Origin of the sequence: Agromyces sp. H66 (genome assembly GCF_004959775.1) — a bacterium.
Taxonomy (GTDB): Bacteria; Actinomycetota; Actinomycetes; order Actinomycetales; family Microbacteriaceae; genus Agromyces.
In genome coordinates this window covers 108,452-125,197 of the sequence record NZ_SJZG01000003.1, presented here as the reverse complement: position 1 = coordinate 125,197, position 16,746 = coordinate 108,452, and the positions used below count along the sequence as shown (strand labels likewise).

At 71.9% G+C, this 16,746-nt stretch carries 14 protein-coding genes; 7 read left to right on the top strand and 7 right to left on the bottom strand.

Going from position 1 to position 16,746, the window contains the following annotated elements; all coding sequences use genetic code 11:
* Positions 1–93 precede the first annotated feature (93 nt).
* Together EZM51_RS06395 and EZM51_RS06390 are read right to left on the bottom strand one after the other, a co-directional pair.
* Positions 94–765: a response regulator transcription factor gene (locus EZM51_RS06395; protein ID WP_136707423.1), complete on the bottom strand. Its 672-nt coding sequence runs from the start codon at positions 763–765 to the stop codon at positions 94–96.
* The gene (locus tag EZM51_RS06390) at positions 762–2,060 is read right to left on the bottom strand and encodes a histidine kinase (RefSeq protein ID WP_169053809.1); all 1,299 of its coding nucleotides are present in this window, start codon (positions 2,058–2,060) and stop codon (positions 762–764) included. Before EZM51_RS06390 ends, EZM51_RS06395 begins: the two co-directional genes overlap by 4 nt.
* A gap of 152 nt (positions 2,061–2,212) precedes the next feature.
* Between EZM51_RS06390 and EZM51_RS06380 the strand changes: the two genes are divergently transcribed.
* Both EZM51_RS06380 and EZM51_RS06375 read left to right on the top strand, forming a co-directional pair.
* On the top strand, positions 2,213–3,829 hold the full coding sequence (locus tag EZM51_RS06380) for a sodium-dependent transporter (protein ID WP_136707420.1): 1,617 nt from the start codon (positions 2,213–2,215) through the stop codon (positions 3,827–3,829).
* Positions 3,826–3,993 (top strand): methionine/alanine import family NSS transporter small subunit, encoded by a 168-nt coding sequence (locus tag EZM51_RS06375; protein WP_136707419.1) that lies wholly within the window; start codon positions 3,826–3,828, stop codon positions 3,991–3,993. The genes EZM51_RS06380 and EZM51_RS06375 overlap by 4 nt, the downstream gene beginning before the upstream one ends.
* A gap of 14 nt (positions 3,994–4,007) precedes the next feature.
* Here EZM51_RS06375 and EZM51_RS06370 read toward each other — a convergent pair whose 3' ends face one another.
* A complete protein-coding gene (locus tag EZM51_RS06370) occupies positions 4,008–5,021 on the bottom strand; it encodes an alpha/beta hydrolase (RefSeq protein ID WP_136707418.1) in 1,014 nt (337 codons plus the stop codon).
* 286 nt (positions 5,022–5,307) lie between these two features.
* On the opposite strand from EZM51_RS06370, the gene EZM51_RS06365 reads away from it, so the two are divergent.
* Positions 5,308–7,401, top strand: a complete 2,094-nt coding sequence (locus tag EZM51_RS06365) for a DEAD/DEAH box helicase (RefSeq protein WP_136707417.1) — start codon at positions 5,308–5,310, stop codon at positions 7,399–7,401.
* A 67-nt stretch (positions 7,402–7,468) separates the two neighbouring features.
* Here the strand turns inward: EZM51_RS06365 and EZM51_RS06360 are convergent, their stop codons facing one another.
* Positions 7,469–8,422 (bottom strand): virulence protein RhuM/Fic/DOC family protein, encoded by a 954-nt coding sequence (locus EZM51_RS06360; protein WP_248305498.1) that lies wholly within the window; start codon positions 8,420–8,422, stop codon positions 7,469–7,471.
* 272 nt (positions 8,423–8,694) lie between these two features.
* Between EZM51_RS06360 and EZM51_RS06355 the strand changes: the two genes are divergently transcribed.
* The 4 genes from EZM51_RS06355 to paaZ all read left to right on the top strand — a co-directional run bounded on the left by EZM51_RS06355 (position 8,695) and on the right by paaZ (position 13,727).
* A complete protein-coding gene (locus EZM51_RS06355) occupies positions 8,695–9,894 on the top strand; it encodes an acetyl-CoA C-acyltransferase (protein WP_136707416.1) in 1,200 nt (399 codons plus the stop codon).
* A complete protein-coding gene (locus tag EZM51_RS06350; RefSeq protein WP_136707415.1) occupies positions 9,894–10,649 on the top strand; it encodes an enoyl-CoA hydratase/isomerase family protein in 756 nt (251 codons plus the stop codon). Before EZM51_RS06355 ends, EZM51_RS06350 begins: the two co-directional genes overlap by 1 nt.
* Positions 10,646–11,515: a 3-hydroxyacyl-CoA dehydrogenase family protein gene (locus tag EZM51_RS06345; RefSeq protein ID WP_136707414.1), complete on the top strand. Its 870-nt coding sequence runs from the start codon at positions 10,646–10,648 to the stop codon at positions 11,513–11,515. The genes EZM51_RS06350 and EZM51_RS06345 overlap by 4 nt, the downstream gene beginning before the upstream one ends.
* Before the next feature lie 130 nt (positions 11,516–11,645).
* Complete coding sequence (gene paaZ / locus EZM51_RS06340; RefSeq protein ID WP_136707413.1) at positions 11,646–13,727, top strand: phenylacetic acid degradation bifunctional protein PaaZ; 2,082 nt, start codon at positions 11,646–11,648, stop codon at positions 13,725–13,727.
* Positions 13,728–13,926: 199 nt separating this feature from the next.
* Here the strand turns inward: paaZ and EZM51_RS06335 are convergent, their stop codons facing one another.
* From EZM51_RS06335 to EZM51_RS06325, 3 genes are read right to left on the bottom strand one after another with little or no spacing between them, the layout of a single operon-like run.
* Positions 13,927–16,029, bottom strand: a complete 2,103-nt coding sequence (locus EZM51_RS06335) for a RecQ family ATP-dependent DNA helicase (protein ID WP_136707412.1) — start codon at positions 16,027–16,029, stop codon at positions 13,927–13,929.
* A gap of 42 nt (positions 16,030–16,071) precedes the next feature.
* On the bottom strand, positions 16,072–16,482 hold the full coding sequence (locus EZM51_RS06330; RefSeq protein ID WP_136707411.1) for a type II toxin-antitoxin system VapC family toxin: 411 nt from the start codon (positions 16,480–16,482) through the stop codon (positions 16,072–16,074).
* Positions 16,482–16,742 carry a CopG family transcriptional regulator gene (locus EZM51_RS06325; RefSeq protein WP_169053808.1) on the bottom strand — a complete coding sequence of 87 codons (261 nt, stop codon included), beginning with the start codon at positions 16,740–16,742 and terminating at the stop codon, positions 16,482–16,484. The genes EZM51_RS06330 and EZM51_RS06325 overlap by 1 nt, the downstream gene beginning before the upstream one ends.
* Positions 16,743–16,746 lie beyond the last annotated feature (4 nt).

Here is a 16,746-nt window from a genome sequence, read left to right as displayed (position 1 = left end):
TCCGCCCTGCGTGGGCAGGTTACGGACGCGGTTCCGTCGGGCACATCACCCGGCGGGGCCGTTCCGCCCCCGTACCGGGGTAGGGGTGCCTGGTCAGCCGCCGGGGTGCACGAGCCCGGTATCGTACGCGAGCACGACGGCGTGCACGCGGTCGCGCAGCCCCAGCTTCTGCAGGATCTTCGAGACGTGCGTCTTCACGGTCTGCTCGGCGATGAAGAGCGCCGCGGCGATCTCGCTGTTCGACATGCCACGGCCGACGAGCGTGAGCACTTCGCGCTCCCGCTCGGTCAGGTCGTTGAGCCGCGTCGCCGACGGGCGGGCCGGCGGTGCCGAACGGGTGAAGTCCTCGATGAGCCGTCGGGTGACGCTCGGCGCGAGCAGGGCGTCGCCGGCCGCGACGATGCGCACCGCCGCCGTGAGCTCGTCGGGTGTCGCATCCTTCAGCAGGAATCCGCTCGCGCCCGCGCGGAGCGCCTCGTACACGTACTCGTCGATGTCGAAGGTGGTCAGCATGAGCACGCGCGGCACGTAGTCGGAGCTCCGCGGCGGCGTCTGCAGGGCGCGAGTCGCCTCGATGCCGTTCAGCTGCGGCATCCGCACGTCCATGACGACGACGTCGGGACGCAACTCTCGGGCGAGCTCGACCGCCTCGGCGCCGTCGGCGGCCTGCCCCACGACGTCGATGCCGGGCTGTGCGGCCAGCACGGCCGCGAACCCGGCACGCACCATCGCCTGGTCGTCGGCGACGAGCACCGAGATCGTCACGTCGTTCCTCCCTCCGGCCCGAGCGGCAGGGTCGCGAGAACACGGTAGCCCCCGCCGGGCCGCTGCCCGTACTCGGCATGCCCGCCGAGCAGTGCCGCGCGCTCGCCGATGCCGATGAGGCCGTGGCCGCCGCCATTCGCGTCGGTCGCCGGTGCATCCGTCGCCGGCGCGTTCTCGACCGAGACGATGAGATCGCCCCCTCGGGCCTCGACGGAGACTCGGGTCGCCGCGCCCGGTGCGTGCCGCACCACGTTCGACAAGGCCTCCTGCACGATGCGGTAGGCGGACGTCGCGGCGAGGCCGGCCTCGGGGAGCCCGTCGCCGAGCACGAGCGTCACGGGCACGCCCGCGCGTTCGACGGATGCCGCGAGCGCGGGCAGTTCGCGGACCCCGGGCTGCGGCGCGGTGTCGGCGGCCGTCTCGTCGCTGCGGAGCACCCCGAGCAGTTGCCGCATCTCGGCCATGGCGGTGCGAGCGGATGCCGCGATCTCGGCGAACTCCGCCTTCGCCGCGTCGTCCAGCCCCGTGACGCGGTAGGGAGCGCTCGTCGCCTGCACGTGGATGATCGACAGCCCGTGCGCGACGACGTCGTGGAGCTCGCGCGCGATGCGGTTGCGCTCCTCGACGAGCACTCGGCGCTGCTGCTCCGATGCGGTGTCGGCCCGGGCGTGGAACAACTCCTCGCCGATGAGTCGGCGCTGGGCGACGAGCAGCGCCACGGCGAGGGCGAGTGCGGTCACCGCCGCGGCGGTCACCACGCTCGCGGCCGCGCCCGGGTCGACGAAGGCGAACGGCACGGTCACCACTACGCCCGCGAGCCACGCCGACAACCCCACCCACCACGCGCGCATGAGCCCGAGCACGATGAGCAGCACGCCCTGCGAGACGATCGTCGTGACGGGCCAGGGCCACGGCGCGCCGTCGGAGTCCACCGAGAGCAGGGCGAAGCCGAGCACGCCCGCGGTCGCCAGCACCGCGGCGGGCCACGGCCAGCGCACGGCGAGCGGCAGCGCCCCCGCCAGCGCGAGGCACGTGGCGAACGCGGCGAGCAGGTGCACGCCGTAGACGGTCGCCGCGAGCGGGACCGAGACCGACACGAGCATCACGGCAAGCAGCGAGGTCGCGACCCACATCCAGGCGCGGAAGAGCCGATCGTCGGTGGGGGCCTCGGCCGGCGGCGCGGGCGCGTCGGCGGGTGCTGCGGCGGGTGCGTCGGCGGGTGCGGGTACCTGTGCGGGCCGCGGGGGTGCCGGCGGCACCGGCGGCGGCACGATCGGGTGCTGGTCGTCGTCCATGGTGGCAGCAGCCTGTCACGCACGTCGGGCCGCTGCATCCCTCCGTGGAGCCATCCGAGATCCCTACGACGGTACGGGGCGGCTCTGCTAACGTGCCCGTAACGGTCGATGGCGCGCCCGTGGAGTCACGGGCGGAGATCCGAGGGAGTCCCGTGTCGGAAACACAGGTCGGCAGGTCGGCAGCACGTCCGCGCGAGCTCTTCACGGGCCAGATCGGATTCATCCTCTCGGCCATCGGGTCGGCCGTGGGCCTCGGCAACATCTGGCGGTTCCCCGGCGTCGCGTACGAGAACGGCGGCGGCGCGTTCCTCATCCCGTACCTCGTCGCCCTCATCACCGCCGGCATCCCGATCCTGTTCCTCGACTACGCGATCGGCCACCGGTTCCGCGGCTCGGCGCCGACGTCGTTCCGCCGGCTCGGCGGCCGCGCGGTCGAGAGCCTCGGCTGGTTCCAGGTGATGATCAGCTTCGTCATCGCCCTCTACTACACGGTCGTGATCGCGTGGGCGCTCAGCTACTTCGTGTTCTCGTTCGACCTGCGCTGGGGTGACGACCCGGGAGGGTTCCTCATCGGCGACTACCTGCAGGTCGGCGATCCGGGCGTCAGCTTCGAGTTCGTGCCGAGCGTGCTCATCCCGCTCGTCTTCGTGTGGGCCGCGACCATCCTCGTGCTCGCCGCCGGCATCGCGAAGGGCGTGCAGCGGGCGAACGTGATCTTCCTGCCATTGCTGGTCGTCGCGTTCCTGGTGCTCGTCGTGCGGGCGCTCTTCCTCGACGGCGCGGCCGACGGGCTCAACGCGCTGTTCACGCCGGACTGGGCGGCCCTGGCCGACCCCGACGTGTGGATCGCCGCCTACAGCCAGATCTTCTTCTCGCTCTCGATCGCCTTCGGCATCATGATCACGTACGCGTCGTACCGCAGGCGCCGCTCGAACCTCACGACGCCGGGGCTCGTGGTCGCCTTCGCGAACTCGTCGTTCGAGATCCTCGCGGGCATCGGCGTGTTCGCGACGCTCGGGTTCTTCGCGTTCCAGCAGGGCGTCGCCGTCGGCGAGCTCGAGGGTCTCACCGGAGTCGGGCTCTCGTTCGTGACGTTCCCCGCGATCGTCTCGCAGATGCCAGGCGGGGCGATCTTCGGCGTGCTCTTCTTCGGGTCGCTCACGATGGCCGGATTCACGTCGCTGCTCTCGGTGCTGCAGGTCGTCTCGGCGGGCTTCCAGGAGAAGTTCGGCCTCTCGGCACGGCAGGCGGCCGTGCGGGTGGGCGGCGTCGCGGCGATCCTCTCGATCCTGCTGTTCTCCACGACGACGGGGCTGCTCGCCCTCGACGTCGCCGACCAGTGGGCCAACAACATCGGCATCGTGGCATCCGCCGTGCTCATGAGCGTGGTGGTGCTGTGGGTGCTCCGGCGCGGATCGGAGCTGCGCTACCACCTCAACTCGGTCTCCACGTTCAAGGTCGGCCGGGTCTGGATCGTGCTCGTCGGCGGGCTTGCGCCCGTGGTGCTCGGCTACATGCTCGTCTCGCGAATCGTGACGCTGACCGTCGAGGGCTACGCGGACATGCCGGGCTGGTACCTGCTCGCGGTCGGCTGGGGCGCGATCCTCGTGATCGTGGTCGGCGCGCTGCTGCTCACGGGCATGCGGTGGCGGTTCGATCCCGACCGGTTCGATGCGTGGCCGGCGTATCCGCCGGGCCCGCGCGCCGGGATGGCCGCGGCGACCGGGTCGCAGCCTGAAGGACCGACCTCGAACGGAGGTGCGTCATGAGCCCGCTCGCCGTCGTCTTCCTCGTGCTCGCGATGCTGCTCGTGTGGGGCGGGCTCGTCGTGAGCGCCGTCTTCCTGAGTCGGCGCCCGCACGCCGACGGCCTGCCGCCCGGTGGTGAAGACGACCACCGCGAGGACGAGGCACCCGTCGAGCGCGACACCTGACCCGTCCGCTCGCCTCAGCCGAGGTGCGCGCGAAGGAACGCCGCGACCCGTGCGCGGAGCGCCTCGTCGAGGATGCCGATCGAGTGCTCGCCGCCCGGCACGATCGCGAGTTCGACGGGGACGCCGGCCGCGGCGAGGGCGGACGCGAACCGCTGCGACTGCCCGGCGGGGACGATCTCCTGCTCGGCGTGCCCGATGAAGACGGGCGGGTCGCTCTCATCGATGTGCGTCGCGGGCGAGGCATCCATCGCCTGGGGGCAGAGCTCGAGACTCGGGTCGGGCTCGCAATCGAGGTAATCGCGGATGATGCCGCGCAGCCACGGCGTGGCGTCGTCGGCGTCGAGGTCGTGGGCGGTGAGCCCGACGGGACCCGACAGCTCGGCGACGGCGGCGACACGCGAGCCCTCGTCGAGGGGGCCGTCGCCCGTGGTGCCGAGGAGCGCCGCGAGGTTGCCGCCGGCCGAGCCGCCGAACGCGCCGATGCGTGCGGGGTCGATGCCGAAGCGCTCGACCTGCTCGGGCGCGCGCAGCCACTCGACCGCGAGCGCGACATCCTCGATCGCGGCCGGGAATCGCACGTCGGGCACGAGCCGGTAGTTGACGGATGCCGCGACGAAGCCTTCGCTCGCGAGCCACAGGCACACGTTGCGCCAGTCGGCGTTCGCCTTGTCGCCGCGTGCCCAGCTGCCGCCGTGGATCGACACCACCGCCGGTCGCGCCGTCGCGAGCGCCCCGGCGGGCGGGGCGCACACGTCGAGGGTGAGCAGCGTGCCGTCCTCGCGGGTGCCGTACTCGAGGTCGGCGTGCACGTCGAGCCCGGCGGGCGCCGTGAACGTGCGGATGCCGATGATCTCGGCGCTCGCGACCTCGCTCGCGACATCCGGGCCCTGCGGGTCGATCTCGCGCAGGGGCAGGTGGAAGCCCGAGAGCGCGCCCACGCCGATGACCGCCGCGATGACGGCCAGCGCGGCCGGGGCGATCCGCCTGGCGCGGATGCCGGGGCCGCCTGTGGTTCGGGTCGAGGTCACACCGGCTCCGGGTTCAGGGGTGGAGTGATGCTACCTCACGTTGCGCGCTGGGTGCGAGACGGGTGCGGGGCGCTTTCCCAGCCTCGATCCGGTATCGTTGCCGGGTCGGTTCTGGACACCGCGCTGTGCGCGGATGGGTTTGTGAGTCCAAAGGGCCGGTTCCGAGGCAAGGGCCTCGGATAGTCACCGTATGTGAACGGCCCCGGTCGACGATGTTCCGGGTTCTCAGTGTGCTGCGCCCGCAGCGGTACTGCCATGTACACGAAGTAACCCAGGAAGCACGACCATGCCCAAGAACACCAAGCGCCAAGGCGGACGCCCCGCCAGGAACTTCGATCCCTCGTACGCGAAGGGCGGCTCGAAGGGCGGTCCGGCGCGCGCCGGATCGGCCAAGCCCGGCTCCCGCAGCGCCGGCCACCGCGGCTACCGCCCCGAGGAGACGGATGCTCCGCGCAAGGAGCGCTGGTCGCGAGACGAGCGCGTGGCGTCCGGTCGCACGCCGCACCGCGGCGACCGTGACGGCCGCGACGCCGGTCGCGCCGGCGAGCGCCCCGCGCGTCGCGACGATCGCGACGGCCGCCCTGCCCGTTCGGACCGCGGTGACCGGTTCGACCGCAGCGACCGCAGCGATCGCACCCCCCGCGCGTATGGCCGCGACGATCGCGCCCCTCGTCTCGAGTTCGACCGTGGCGACCGCCCGGCGCGCCCGCACTACCGCGAGGACCGGCCCGCTCGCTCGTTCGATCGCGACGACCGTGCGCCCCGTCGCGACCGTGACGAGCGGCCCGCCCGTTCATACGACCGGAACGACCGCCCGGCGCGCTCCTTCGACCGCGACGACCGTGCGCCGCGCCGTGATCGCGATGAGCGGCCCGCCCGCTCCTACGAGCGCAACGACCGCGCGGATCGCCCGGCCCGCCCCGCGCGTGCCTTCGACCGCGACGACCGTGCGCCTCGCCGCTTCGAACGTGACGACCGCGGTCCGCGCCGCTTCGACCGCGAGGACCGCGCCCCGCGTCGTGAGTTCGACCGCCCGGGCTTCAACGAGTCGGCTCGCCGCGCGTCGGACTTCTATCCCGCCAAGGACCGGGCCCGCCACGCACCCGCCGACGACGTCGTGCTCGAGCGTCTCGAGGCCGAGGCCATCCAGGCCGATGAGGTCGACGGCGTGACGTTCGCCGACCTCGGGCTCGGCGGCAACATCGTGCGCGCGCTCCGCGACCTCGGGGCCGAGTCGCCGTTCCCGATCCAGGCCGCGACCATCCCGGTCGTGCTCGAGGGTCGTGACGTGCTCGGCCGTGGCAGGACGGGGTCGGGCAAGACCATCGCCTTCGGCGCCCCCACCGTGGAGCGGCTGATGCAGCTGTGGACCGAGTCCGGCCCTTCGGCCGGCTCAGGGACCGGCCGCGTGAAGCGCCAGATGGGCCGCAAGCCCCGAGCGCTCATCCTCGCCCCGACCCGCGAGCTCGCCCTGCAGATCGACCGCACGGTGCAGCCGATCGCGCAGAGCGTCGGGCTCTTCACCACCCAGATCTACGGCGGCGTGCCCCAGGGCCGCCAGGTCGGCGCGCTCCAGCGCGGCGTCGACATCGTGATCGGCACGCCCGGCCGCATCGAGGACCTCATCGAGCAGCGTCGACTCGACCTTTCCGAGGTCGTCGTCACCGTGGTCGACGAGGCCGACCACATGTGCGACCTCGGGTTCCTCGAGCCCGTGCAGCGCATCCTGCGCCGCACCGCCGAGGGCGGCCAGAAGCTGCTCTTCTCGGCGACCCTCGACTCGGGCGTGGCCGAACTCGTCGAGGAGTTCCTCGTCGAGCCGGCCGTGCACGAGGTGGCCGGCGAAGACCAGGCGTCGTCGACGATCGAACACCGGGTGTTCATCATCGAGAACCGGGAGAAGCGCGACATCGTCGCCCAGCTCGCGAACCGCGAGGGCAAGACCCTCGTGTTCAGCCGCACGCGCGCCTTCGCCGAGGACCTCACCGAGCACCTCGAGGACTACGGCATCCGAGCGGTCGCGCTGCACGGCGACCTCAACCAGTCACGGCGCACCCGGAACCTGCAGCAGCTCACGAGCGGTCGGGTGAACGTGCTCGTGGCGACGGATGTCGCGGCCCGCGGCATCCACGTCGACGACATCGACCTCGTGATCCAGGCCGACGCGCCCGACGAGTACAAGACGTACCTGCACCGCGCGGGCCGCACCGGTCGTGCCGGCAAGGAGGGTCGCGTCGTCACGCTCATCCCCGGCAACCGCCAGCGTCGCATGACCGGCCTGCTCGGTCGAGCCGAGATCGACGTCGCGTTCGAGCGGGTCGCGCTCGGCGACGACCCGTTCGCCGCGGACGAGTCAGCCGGCGAGCAGCTCGCCGTCTGAGTCATCTGCTCAGCCGATCGTACGAGGGCTCGCCCCGCCGGGGGGCGGGCCTTCGTCGTCGGGGCGGTCACTCCTCGGAGAGCATGCGCATGACGAGCGCGACCATGAGTTCCTTCTCCTTCGGGTCGCTCATCGCCACCATGAGCGTGATGGCGGCGAGCGCGTTGTTCGAGATGCGCGGCAGTCCGCGATGGTCGTGGAGGGCGCCGTTCTTCGCGAGGAAATGCACGAAGAGCGCGGCGGCGCTGCGCTTGTTGCCGTCGGAGAGCGGGTGGTCTTTCACGACGAGGTAGAGCAGATTCGCCGCTTGGTCTTGCACCGTCGGGTAGAGCTGCTGCCCGCCGAACGTCTGGTAGACGGCGTCGACCACGCTCTTGAGCCCGTCTCCGCGCTCACGTCCGAAGAGTCGGTCGTCGGGGAACTCGGCAGCGATCCGGGCGATCACCGAGCGCGCCTCGTCGTAGTTCAGCACCCAGCTCGGGGCGTCGCCCGCGGGTGACGTGATCGTGCCCTCGTCGTAGTCGCGGAGTGCCCTGAGGCCAGGCAGGTAGCCGGCGAGCACGTCGGCGACGCCCGCGACCAGTTCGTCGCTGGAGCGCGAGAGGACCCGCACGATCGACCCGAGTTGCTCGAGGCGGCGCTCGTTGAGGGCGGCGCCCTCGAGCATGTACCTCTTCAGTACTGCGTTCGCCCATCTGCGGAAGTGGATGCCTTCGGCGGACTTCACGCGGTAGCCGACCGAGAGGACCGCGTCGAGGTTGTAATGCTCGACGGTGCGTTCGACGAGGCGGTCGCCCTCACGCTGAACTGTCGCAAATTTTGCGACAGTTGGAATCCCGTCCAGTTCCTCACGTCGGGCGTTGGCGATGTGCTTGCCGATCGTCTTCACGTCGCGGCCGAACAGCGACGCCATCTGGTGGCGAGTCAGCCAAACGGTCTCGGCGTCGGCTCGTACCTCGAGGGCGATCGAGCCGTCTTGCGACTGGTACAGCTCGACCTGTGCCGTCTCTGCCTCGTTCAAGGGTCTACTCCTCTGGGTCAGGCGATCGGGTCGCCGCCGATGCAGCGCCCCTTGAATGTCTCGGCACGAGCTCGGCGACAGGCTATCGGTCCCCGCCGACATGGCGACGTGGGCGGCAGGTGCGGATGCCGGGGCACCGAGTGGCGCCCGGGGCATCCGTTTGCCATAATTACTTCCTGAACGGTCGGTCACTTATTCCTGCCCAGACGGCGGGCGGACGCCTACGCTGGGCGAGAGCGATCCATCACAGACAACGCGGTCAGGAGTGAGACATGGCGGAGGCCTACCTCGTCGGTGGAGTGCGCACCCCGGTCGGTCGCTACGGCGGCGCGCTCGCGAGCGTGCGACCCGACGACCTCGCGGCCCTCGTGGTCGGCGAGGCACTGCAGCGCGCGGGCCTCGACACCGACGCGATCGGCTCGGGCGCGGTCGACGAGGTCATTCTCGGGGCCGCCAACCAGGCCGGCGAGGACAACCGCAACGTCGGACGGATGTCGGTGCTGCTCGCGGGGCTCCCCGACTCGGTGCCCGGCATCACGGTGAACCGCCTCTGCGCCTCGGGCATGTCGGCCATCACCATGGCGGCGCAGGCGATCCGCGCGGGCGACGCCGACCTCATCGTCGCGGGCGGCGTCGAGTCGATGACGCGCGCCCCCTGGGTGCAGGCCAAGCCCGAGAAGGCGTGGGCGAAGCCCGGCGCGGCGTACGACACCTCCATCGGATGGCGCTTCCCGAACCCCAAGCTCCTCGCCCGCGACAAGGCGACGTTCTCGATGCCCGAGACGGCCGAGGAGGTCGCCCGCGTCGACGGCATCACCCGCGAGGAGGCCGACGCCTTCGCCCTGCTCTCGCAGCAGCGCGCCGTCGCGGCGATCGAGGCAGGGCGGTTCGAGGCCGAGATCGTCGGCGTGCCCACCGCACGCGGCGAGGTGCTCGTCGACGAGGGACCCCGCCCCGAGACCACGCTCGAGGTGCTCTCGGGGCTGCGCGCGGTCGTGCCGGGCGGCTCGGTCGTGACCGCGGGCAATTCCAGCGCGCTGAACGACGGGGCATCCGCCATCGTGGTCGCCAGCGCCGAGGCCGTCGAACGGTACGGGCTCACGCCGCGTGCCCGCGTGGTCGTCGGTGCGGCGGCCGGCCTCGCCCCCGAGATCATGGGCCTCGGCCCGGTGCCCGCCACCCAGAAGGCGCTCGCCCGCTCGGGCCTCACAGTGCACGACCTCGGCTCGATCGAACTCAACGAGGCGTTCGCCACGCAGTCGATCGCGTCGATGCGCCGCCTCGGGCTCGACGCCGCGCGCGTCAACGCCGACGGCGGGGCGATCGCGCTGGGGCATCCGCTCGGCTCGTCGGGCTCGCGACTGGTGGTGACGCTCCTCGGCCGCATGGAGCGCGAGGACTCGCGCTACGGCCTTGCGACCATGTGCGTCGGCGTCGGCCAGGGCACGGCGCTCATCGTGGAGCGCGTGTGATGTCGGTGACGGATGCCGCGGGGGGGCCGCTGCTCGTCGAGCGCCGCGACGACCGCGTCATCGCGACGCTCAACCGGCCCGAGGTGCGCAACGCGATCGACCAGGCGACCGTCGATGCCCTGCACGCCCTCTGCGCGGAGCTCGAGGCCGACCCCCGCATCCTGATCCTCACGGGTGCTGCGGGCGTGTTCGCGTCGGGCGCCGACATCGCGCAGCTGCGCGAGCGTCGCGCCGACGATGCCCGCGCCGGCATCAACGCCAATGCGTTCGTGCGCGTCGCCGAGCTGCCGATGCCCGTGATCGCCGCGCTCGACGGATACGCGCTCGGCGGCGGCGCCGAGCTCGCGTACGCGGCCGACATCCGGATCGCGACGCCCGCGCTGAAGATCGGAAATCCCGAGACGGGACTCGGCATCATCGCCGCCGCGGGCGCGAGCTGGCGGCTCAAGGAGATCGTCGGCGACGCGCGGGCCATCGAGCTGCTGCTCACCGGCCGCACGATCGGCGCCGAGGAGGCGCTCGAGATCGGCCTCGTGACCGAGGTGCACCCGGCCGACGAACTGCTGCCGGCCGCGCACGCCATCGCCGACCGGATCGCGCGCAACGACCGCGCCGCGACGATCGCGACGAAACGCGTGTTCCGGGCGCCGCGCGGAGCGCACCCCGCGGTCGACCTCGAGGAGCAGGCCGTGCTCTTCGAGAGCCCTGAGAAGTACCGACGCATGACCGAGTTCCTCGAGAGGCGGAAGAAGTGAGCGAGACCACGACCGGAGCCCCGTCCGACGTCGGCGTGCTCGGCGGCGGGCGCATGGGCGCGGGCATCGCGCACGCGTTCCTGCTGGCCGGATCCCGGGTCACGGTCGTCGAACGCGACGCGGATGCCGCGGCGGCGGCCTCGAAGCGGGTGCTCGAGTCCGTCGAGGCATCCGTCGCCCGCGGCACCGCCGACGAGGACGCCGGCGTCCTCGGCGCCCGCTTCGCGACGAGCACCGACGTCGCCGACTTCGCCCGCTGCGGCCTCGTGGTCGAGGCGGTGCCCGAGGACCTCGACCTGAAGATCGACGCCCTCACCCGCGTGGAGGCGCAGCTGGCCCCCGACGCGGCGCTCGCGTCGAACACGTCGTCGATCTCGATCGACCAGCTGGCCGCGCTCCTCGAGCGGCCGTCGCGGTTCCTCGGCATGCACTTCTTCAACCCCGTGCCGGCGTCGCAGCTCGTCGAGATCGTCAGCGGCGACGCCACCGACGGCGTGCTCGTGGCCGAGGCCCGGGAGTGGGTCGACGCCATCGGCAAGACGCCGATCGTGGTCACGGATGCCCCGGGCTTCGCGTCCTCGCGGCTCGGAGTCGCCCTCGGGCTCGAGGCCATCCGCATGCTCGAAGACGGCGTCGCGTCGGCCGAGGACATCGACAACGCCATGACGCTCGGCTACAAGCATCCGGTGGGCCCGCTGCGGCTCACCGACATCGTCGGGCTCGACGTGCGACTCGGCATCGCCGAGTACCTCTCGTCGACGCTCGGCGAGCGGTTCGACCCGCCGAACCTGCTGCGCCGCATGGTCGCCGAGGGCAAGCTCGGCCGTAAGACCGGCGAGGGCTTCTACCTGTGGGATGCCCCGTGAGCGGCGTCCCGACGTACCACCCCACCGACACGCACCGCGCCACTTGTGCGGCGTCTGCGCCACTTGACGTGGCGCACCGGCCGCGTAACTGGCGCAGGGGAGCACCCGGCTCCCCATTGAAAGGAGCATGATGACCGAGATCCTGCCGAGCTATGTGAACGGCCAGTGGTGGACCCCGGATGGTGCAGCCGCGGCATCCGCGACCGAGGTGCGTGACGCGTCGACCGGCGAGGTGGTCGCCCGCGTCTCGACCGAGGGCCTCGACCTCGGCGCCGCGCTCGAATACGCGCGCACCGTCGGGCAGCGCTCGCTCGGGGCGCTGACGTTCCACCAGCGAGCCGTGCTGCTCAAGCAGATGGCGCTCGCGCTCACCGAGCGCAAGGCCGAGCTATACGAGCTCTCCGTACGCACCGGCGCGACGAAGCAGGACTCGTGGGTCGACATCGACGGCGGCATCGGCGTGCTGTTCAACTATTCGGGCAAGGGCCGGCGTGAGATGCCGAACGCCAAGGTCTACGTCGACGGTGCGGTCGAGAACCTCTCGAAGGACGGTTCATTCCTCGGTCGGCATATCTACACGCGTCTGCCCGGCGTGGCCGTGCAGATCAACGCCTTCAACTTCCCCGTGTGGGGCTCGCTCGAGAAGTTCGCACCCGCGTTCCTGGCCGGCATGCCGACGCTCGTGAAGCCCGCGACGCCCACCGGGTACCTCGCCGAGGCGTTCGTGCGCATCCTCGTCGAGTCGGGCCTCCTGCCCGAGGGCTCGCTCCAGCTCGTGTCGGGCAGCGTTCCCGACCTCTTCGACCACCTGCGACTCGGCGACCTCGTCGCGTTCACGGGCTCCGCATCGACGGCCGAGCGCCTGCGCGCCCACGACTCGGTGCAGACCGGCGGCGTGCGGTTCACGAGCGAGACCGACTCGATCAACGCCTCCGTGCTCGGCACGGATGCCGTGCCCGGCACCCCCGAGTTCGACGCGTACGTCAAGCAGCTCGTGGTCGAGATGACGAGCAAGGCGGGGCAGAAGTGCACGGCCATCCGCCGGGCGGTCGTGCCCGCGGCATCCGTCGACGCCGTGATCGACGCGGTGCGCGCCCGCATCCAGGAGCGCGTCGTGCTCGGCGACCCGCGCGCCGAGGGCGTCACCATGGGTCCGCTCGCGTCCGTCGCGCAGCGCGAGGAGGTGCTGCGGCAGGTCGGCAAGCTCGAGGCCGCCGGCGGCGAGATCGTCGTCGGTTCGAAGGATGCCCCGAGCGTCATGCAATCCGACGGCGCGTCGGGTGCGACATCCGACGGCGCCTTCGTCGCACCGATGCTGCTTCGGTTCGCGGATGCCTCGAGCCCCGCGCTGCACGAGGTCGAGGCGTTCGGGCCGGTCGCCTCGATCGTCGGCTACGACACCGTCGACGACGCCGTGCGGCTCGTGGCTCGCGGTGGCGGCTCGCTCGTCACCAGCGTCGCGACGCACGACCCCGAAGTTGCCGTCGCACTTGCCGGCGGGATCGCGGCCTACAACGGCCGCGTGCTGTTCCTCGACCGCGACGACGCACGTTCGTCGACCGGCCACGGCTCGCCGCTGCCGAACCTCGTGCACGGTGGACCCGGTCGCGCCGGCGGCGGCGAGGAGCTCGGCGGCATCCGTGCCGTGCTGCACCACATGCAGCGCACGGCCGTGCAGGGCTCGCCCGAGATGCTCACCGCGCTCACGGGCGTGTGGCACCCGGGCGCCACGTCGCGTCCTGGCGGCGAGCACCCGTTCCGCAAGTCGCTCGCCGAGCTCCGCATCGGCGACCAGGTGGTGAGCAAGTCGCGCACCGTCACGCTCGAGGACATCGAGACCTTCGCGAACTTCACCGGCGACACGTTCTACGCGCACATGGACGAGGCGGCCGCCGCCGCCAACCCGTTCTTCCCGGGGCGCGTGGCGCACGGGTACCTGCTCGTGTCGTGGGCGGCCGGCCTGTTCGTGGATGCCGCGCCCGGGCCGGTGCTGGCGAACTACGGCCTGGAGAACCTGCGCTTCATCACGCCCGTGTCGCCCGGCGACTCGATTCGCGTGGAGCTCACCGCGAAGGAGATATCGCCGCGCGAGACCGACGAGTACGGCGAGGTGCGCTGGGACGCGGTGCTGAAGAACCAGAACGACGAGATCGTCGCGACGTACGACGTGCTCACGCTCGTCGCGAAGGAGCAGGCGCCGCAGCCGGCATGACCCGGGGTTGATACCGGAGCTTGCACCGAGCATGTCGTCCCGTCGGCTCGTGTCGGCCTGGCCCGGAAGTTGCTCGCGAGTGTTAACGCTCCGTCGGCGGGGGTGCTCGGAACCGTCATCATTCGGCGACGGGCGTTAACACTCGCAGGTTGGGTTGGGTCAGGTTGGGTTGGGTTGGGCCGGGCCGGGCCGGGCGCGGTCAGCCGCGCAGCGCCAGCACGAACGGCAGCACCTCGGTCGCGCCGGCGGCTCGCAGGGCGCGGGCGGCGACGGTGAGCGTCCACCGGCTGTCGGCCTGATCGTCGACGAGCAGCACGCCGCCGGCCGGCACGTCGAGCCCGTCGGCCGAGAAGCGGTCCCACACCCCGGCCAGGCGGAAGGCACTGTTGCCGCCGGGCCGACCCGTGGGTCCGCCGTCGACGAGCCCCAGCGCACCGACGTAGGGGAGTCGCCCTACCTCGGCGAGTCCACGGGCGAGGGAGTCGACGAGCTGCGGTCGCGAGCGCGATGGCACCGACGCGACTGCGACCGGCCGCTCGGCCCAGCCCCACTCGGCGAGCACGCGCACGCACGCGGCGAGCACCTGCGGCGGCACGGGCGCATCGGGCGATCCGGCGGCGAAGAGCTCGCGCAGCGTGCCGCCCCAGCCGAGGTCGGTGAGCCTGGCGAGAGCCCGACCCTCACTCGCCTGCTCGGCCGGAGCGATGCGGCCCTTGACGAGGACGCCGAGCCGGTCGGCGCCGGTCGGCCACGCCCGGCGGGGTTCGATCGGCACCCCCACCCGATCGAGGGCGACGGATGCCGCATCCGCGGCGCCCTCGGCGAGGTCGCCCGGGTACCAGGCACCCGTGCAGTTGTCGCAACGGCCGCACGGTGCGGCCGTCTCGTCATCGAGCGAGCGCTGGAGGAACTCCATGCGACATCCGCCGGACTGCTCGTAGTCGATCATGTGCTGCTGCTCGGCCTCGCGCTCGGCGGCGATGCGCGCGTAGCGCTCGGCATCGTACGTCCACGGCGCGCCGGTGGCGACCCACCCGCCCTGCACGCGCCGCACGGCGCCGTCGACGTCGAGCACCTTGAGCAGCAGCTCGAGCGGCGTGCGCCGGATGTCGACTCGTGCCTCGAGGGCGGGCGTGGAGAGCGGCACGTCGGAGAGTTCGTCGATGACGCGGCGGGCGCGCTCCTCGTCGGGCATCGAGGCGGTCGCGAAATAGTGCCAGATCGCGCGGTCCTCGACGCCGGGCAGCAGCAGCACGTCGGCGCTCTCGCTCGCACGCCCGGCGCGACCGACCTGCTGGTAGTACGCGACCGGCGACGAGGGCGCGCCGAGGTGCAGCACGAACCCGAGGTCGGGCTTGTCGAACCCCATGCCGAGCGCGCTGGTGGCGACGAGCGCCTTGACCTCGTTGCGCTTCAGGAGCGCTTCGGACTCCTCGCGCTCGTCGGGGTCGGTCTGGCCCGTGTAGGCGCGCACGTCGTGCCCGCGTTCGCGCAGCAGGCGAGCGGTGTCGTTCGCCGCCGACACGGTCAGCGTGTAGATGATGCCCGACCCCGGCAGGTCGTCGAGGTGGCTGAGGAGCCAGGCGAGCCGGGTCGGCGCGTCGGGCAGCCGCAGGACGCCCAGTCGCAGCGAGGTGCGGGCGAGCGGCCCGCGGATGGTGAGCACGTCGCCCGACGAGCCGAGCTGCTCCGCGACATCCGCCACCACCCGGCTGTTCGCCGTGGCCGTGGTCGCGAGCACCGGCACGTCGGAGGGGATCTCGGCGATGAGGTCGCGCAGCCGCCGGTAGTCGGGCCGGAAGTCGTGGCCCCAGTCGCTGATGCAGTGCGCCTCGTCGACCACGAGCATGCCGATGCGGCGTACGAGTGCGGGCAACTGCTGCTCGCGGAACCCGGGGTTGTTGAGCCGCTCGGGCGAGACCAGCAGCACGTCGACCTCGTCGGCCGCGAGCCGCGCCTGCACGTCGGCCCACTCGTGCGGGTTCGTGGAGTTGATGGCGACGGCGCGCACCCCGGCGCGCTCGGCGGCCGCGATCTGGTCGCGCATGAGGGCGAGGAGCGGCGACACGAGCACGGTGGGCCCGGCGCCCTGTTGCCGCAGCAGCAGCGTCGCCACGAAGTACACCGCCGACTTGCCCCAGCCCGTGCGCTGCACCACGAGCGCCCGACGCCGTCCGTCGACGAGCGCCTCGATCGCCTCGAACTGCCCCTCGTGGAAGTCGGCGTCGCCGTTGCCGACGAGGTCGCGCAGCGCGGCAAGCGCGGAGGCACGGAGGTCGGTGGTCGAACCGGCGAGCGTCATGCCCCCACTCTTGCCGATCCCGCTGACAGTCGCCTCCTTGCGTCAGGCCGGCGAGACCGTCACGAGCCCGAGTCCGTCGGCCGCGTCGAGCAGGCGTCGGTCATAGGCCCAGACCTCGTCCGCCTCGAGGAGCGTCGCCGTCGCGAGGTGTATCGCATCGAGCGAGCGAAGCGTCGGCGGTCCGATGCGCCGCGCCACCGCCGTGACCTCGGGCACGATCGGTGCCTCCTGCAGACCGGAGAGGGCGTGATCGCTGAGTCGGGCGATCAATCGAGGGTCCGTCGAATCGAGACGCGTGCGGAGCGCTCGGGTGACCTCGATCCACGCGAGCGTGGAGGAGGCGATCACGTCGCCGGCCGCAACGGCGGATTCGAGCGCGGCATCGACGGCAGCCGACTCCGCCTCCTGGACGGCGCGCTTGAGCAGCGCACTGCTATCGACGTAGATGAGCATCAGATCCGGTCGTCACGGTCGAGCAGCGACTCCGAACTCACGCCGCGTGGGAGCGTGAGACGCTCCGTTGCGGTGTGAAAGGGGCGGCGGGCCGGGAGCAGGTTCGCTCGATAGCCCGATGCGGGCGGTGCGGGCGCCTCGGCGTGGAGGAATCGTTCGAGCGCGCGTCGAAGGATCTCCTGCTGGCTCACGCCCGTCTCACGTGAACGCTCGCGGAGATCCTCGGCGAGGTCGTCACTGAGACGCAGATTGAGGGCCATACCA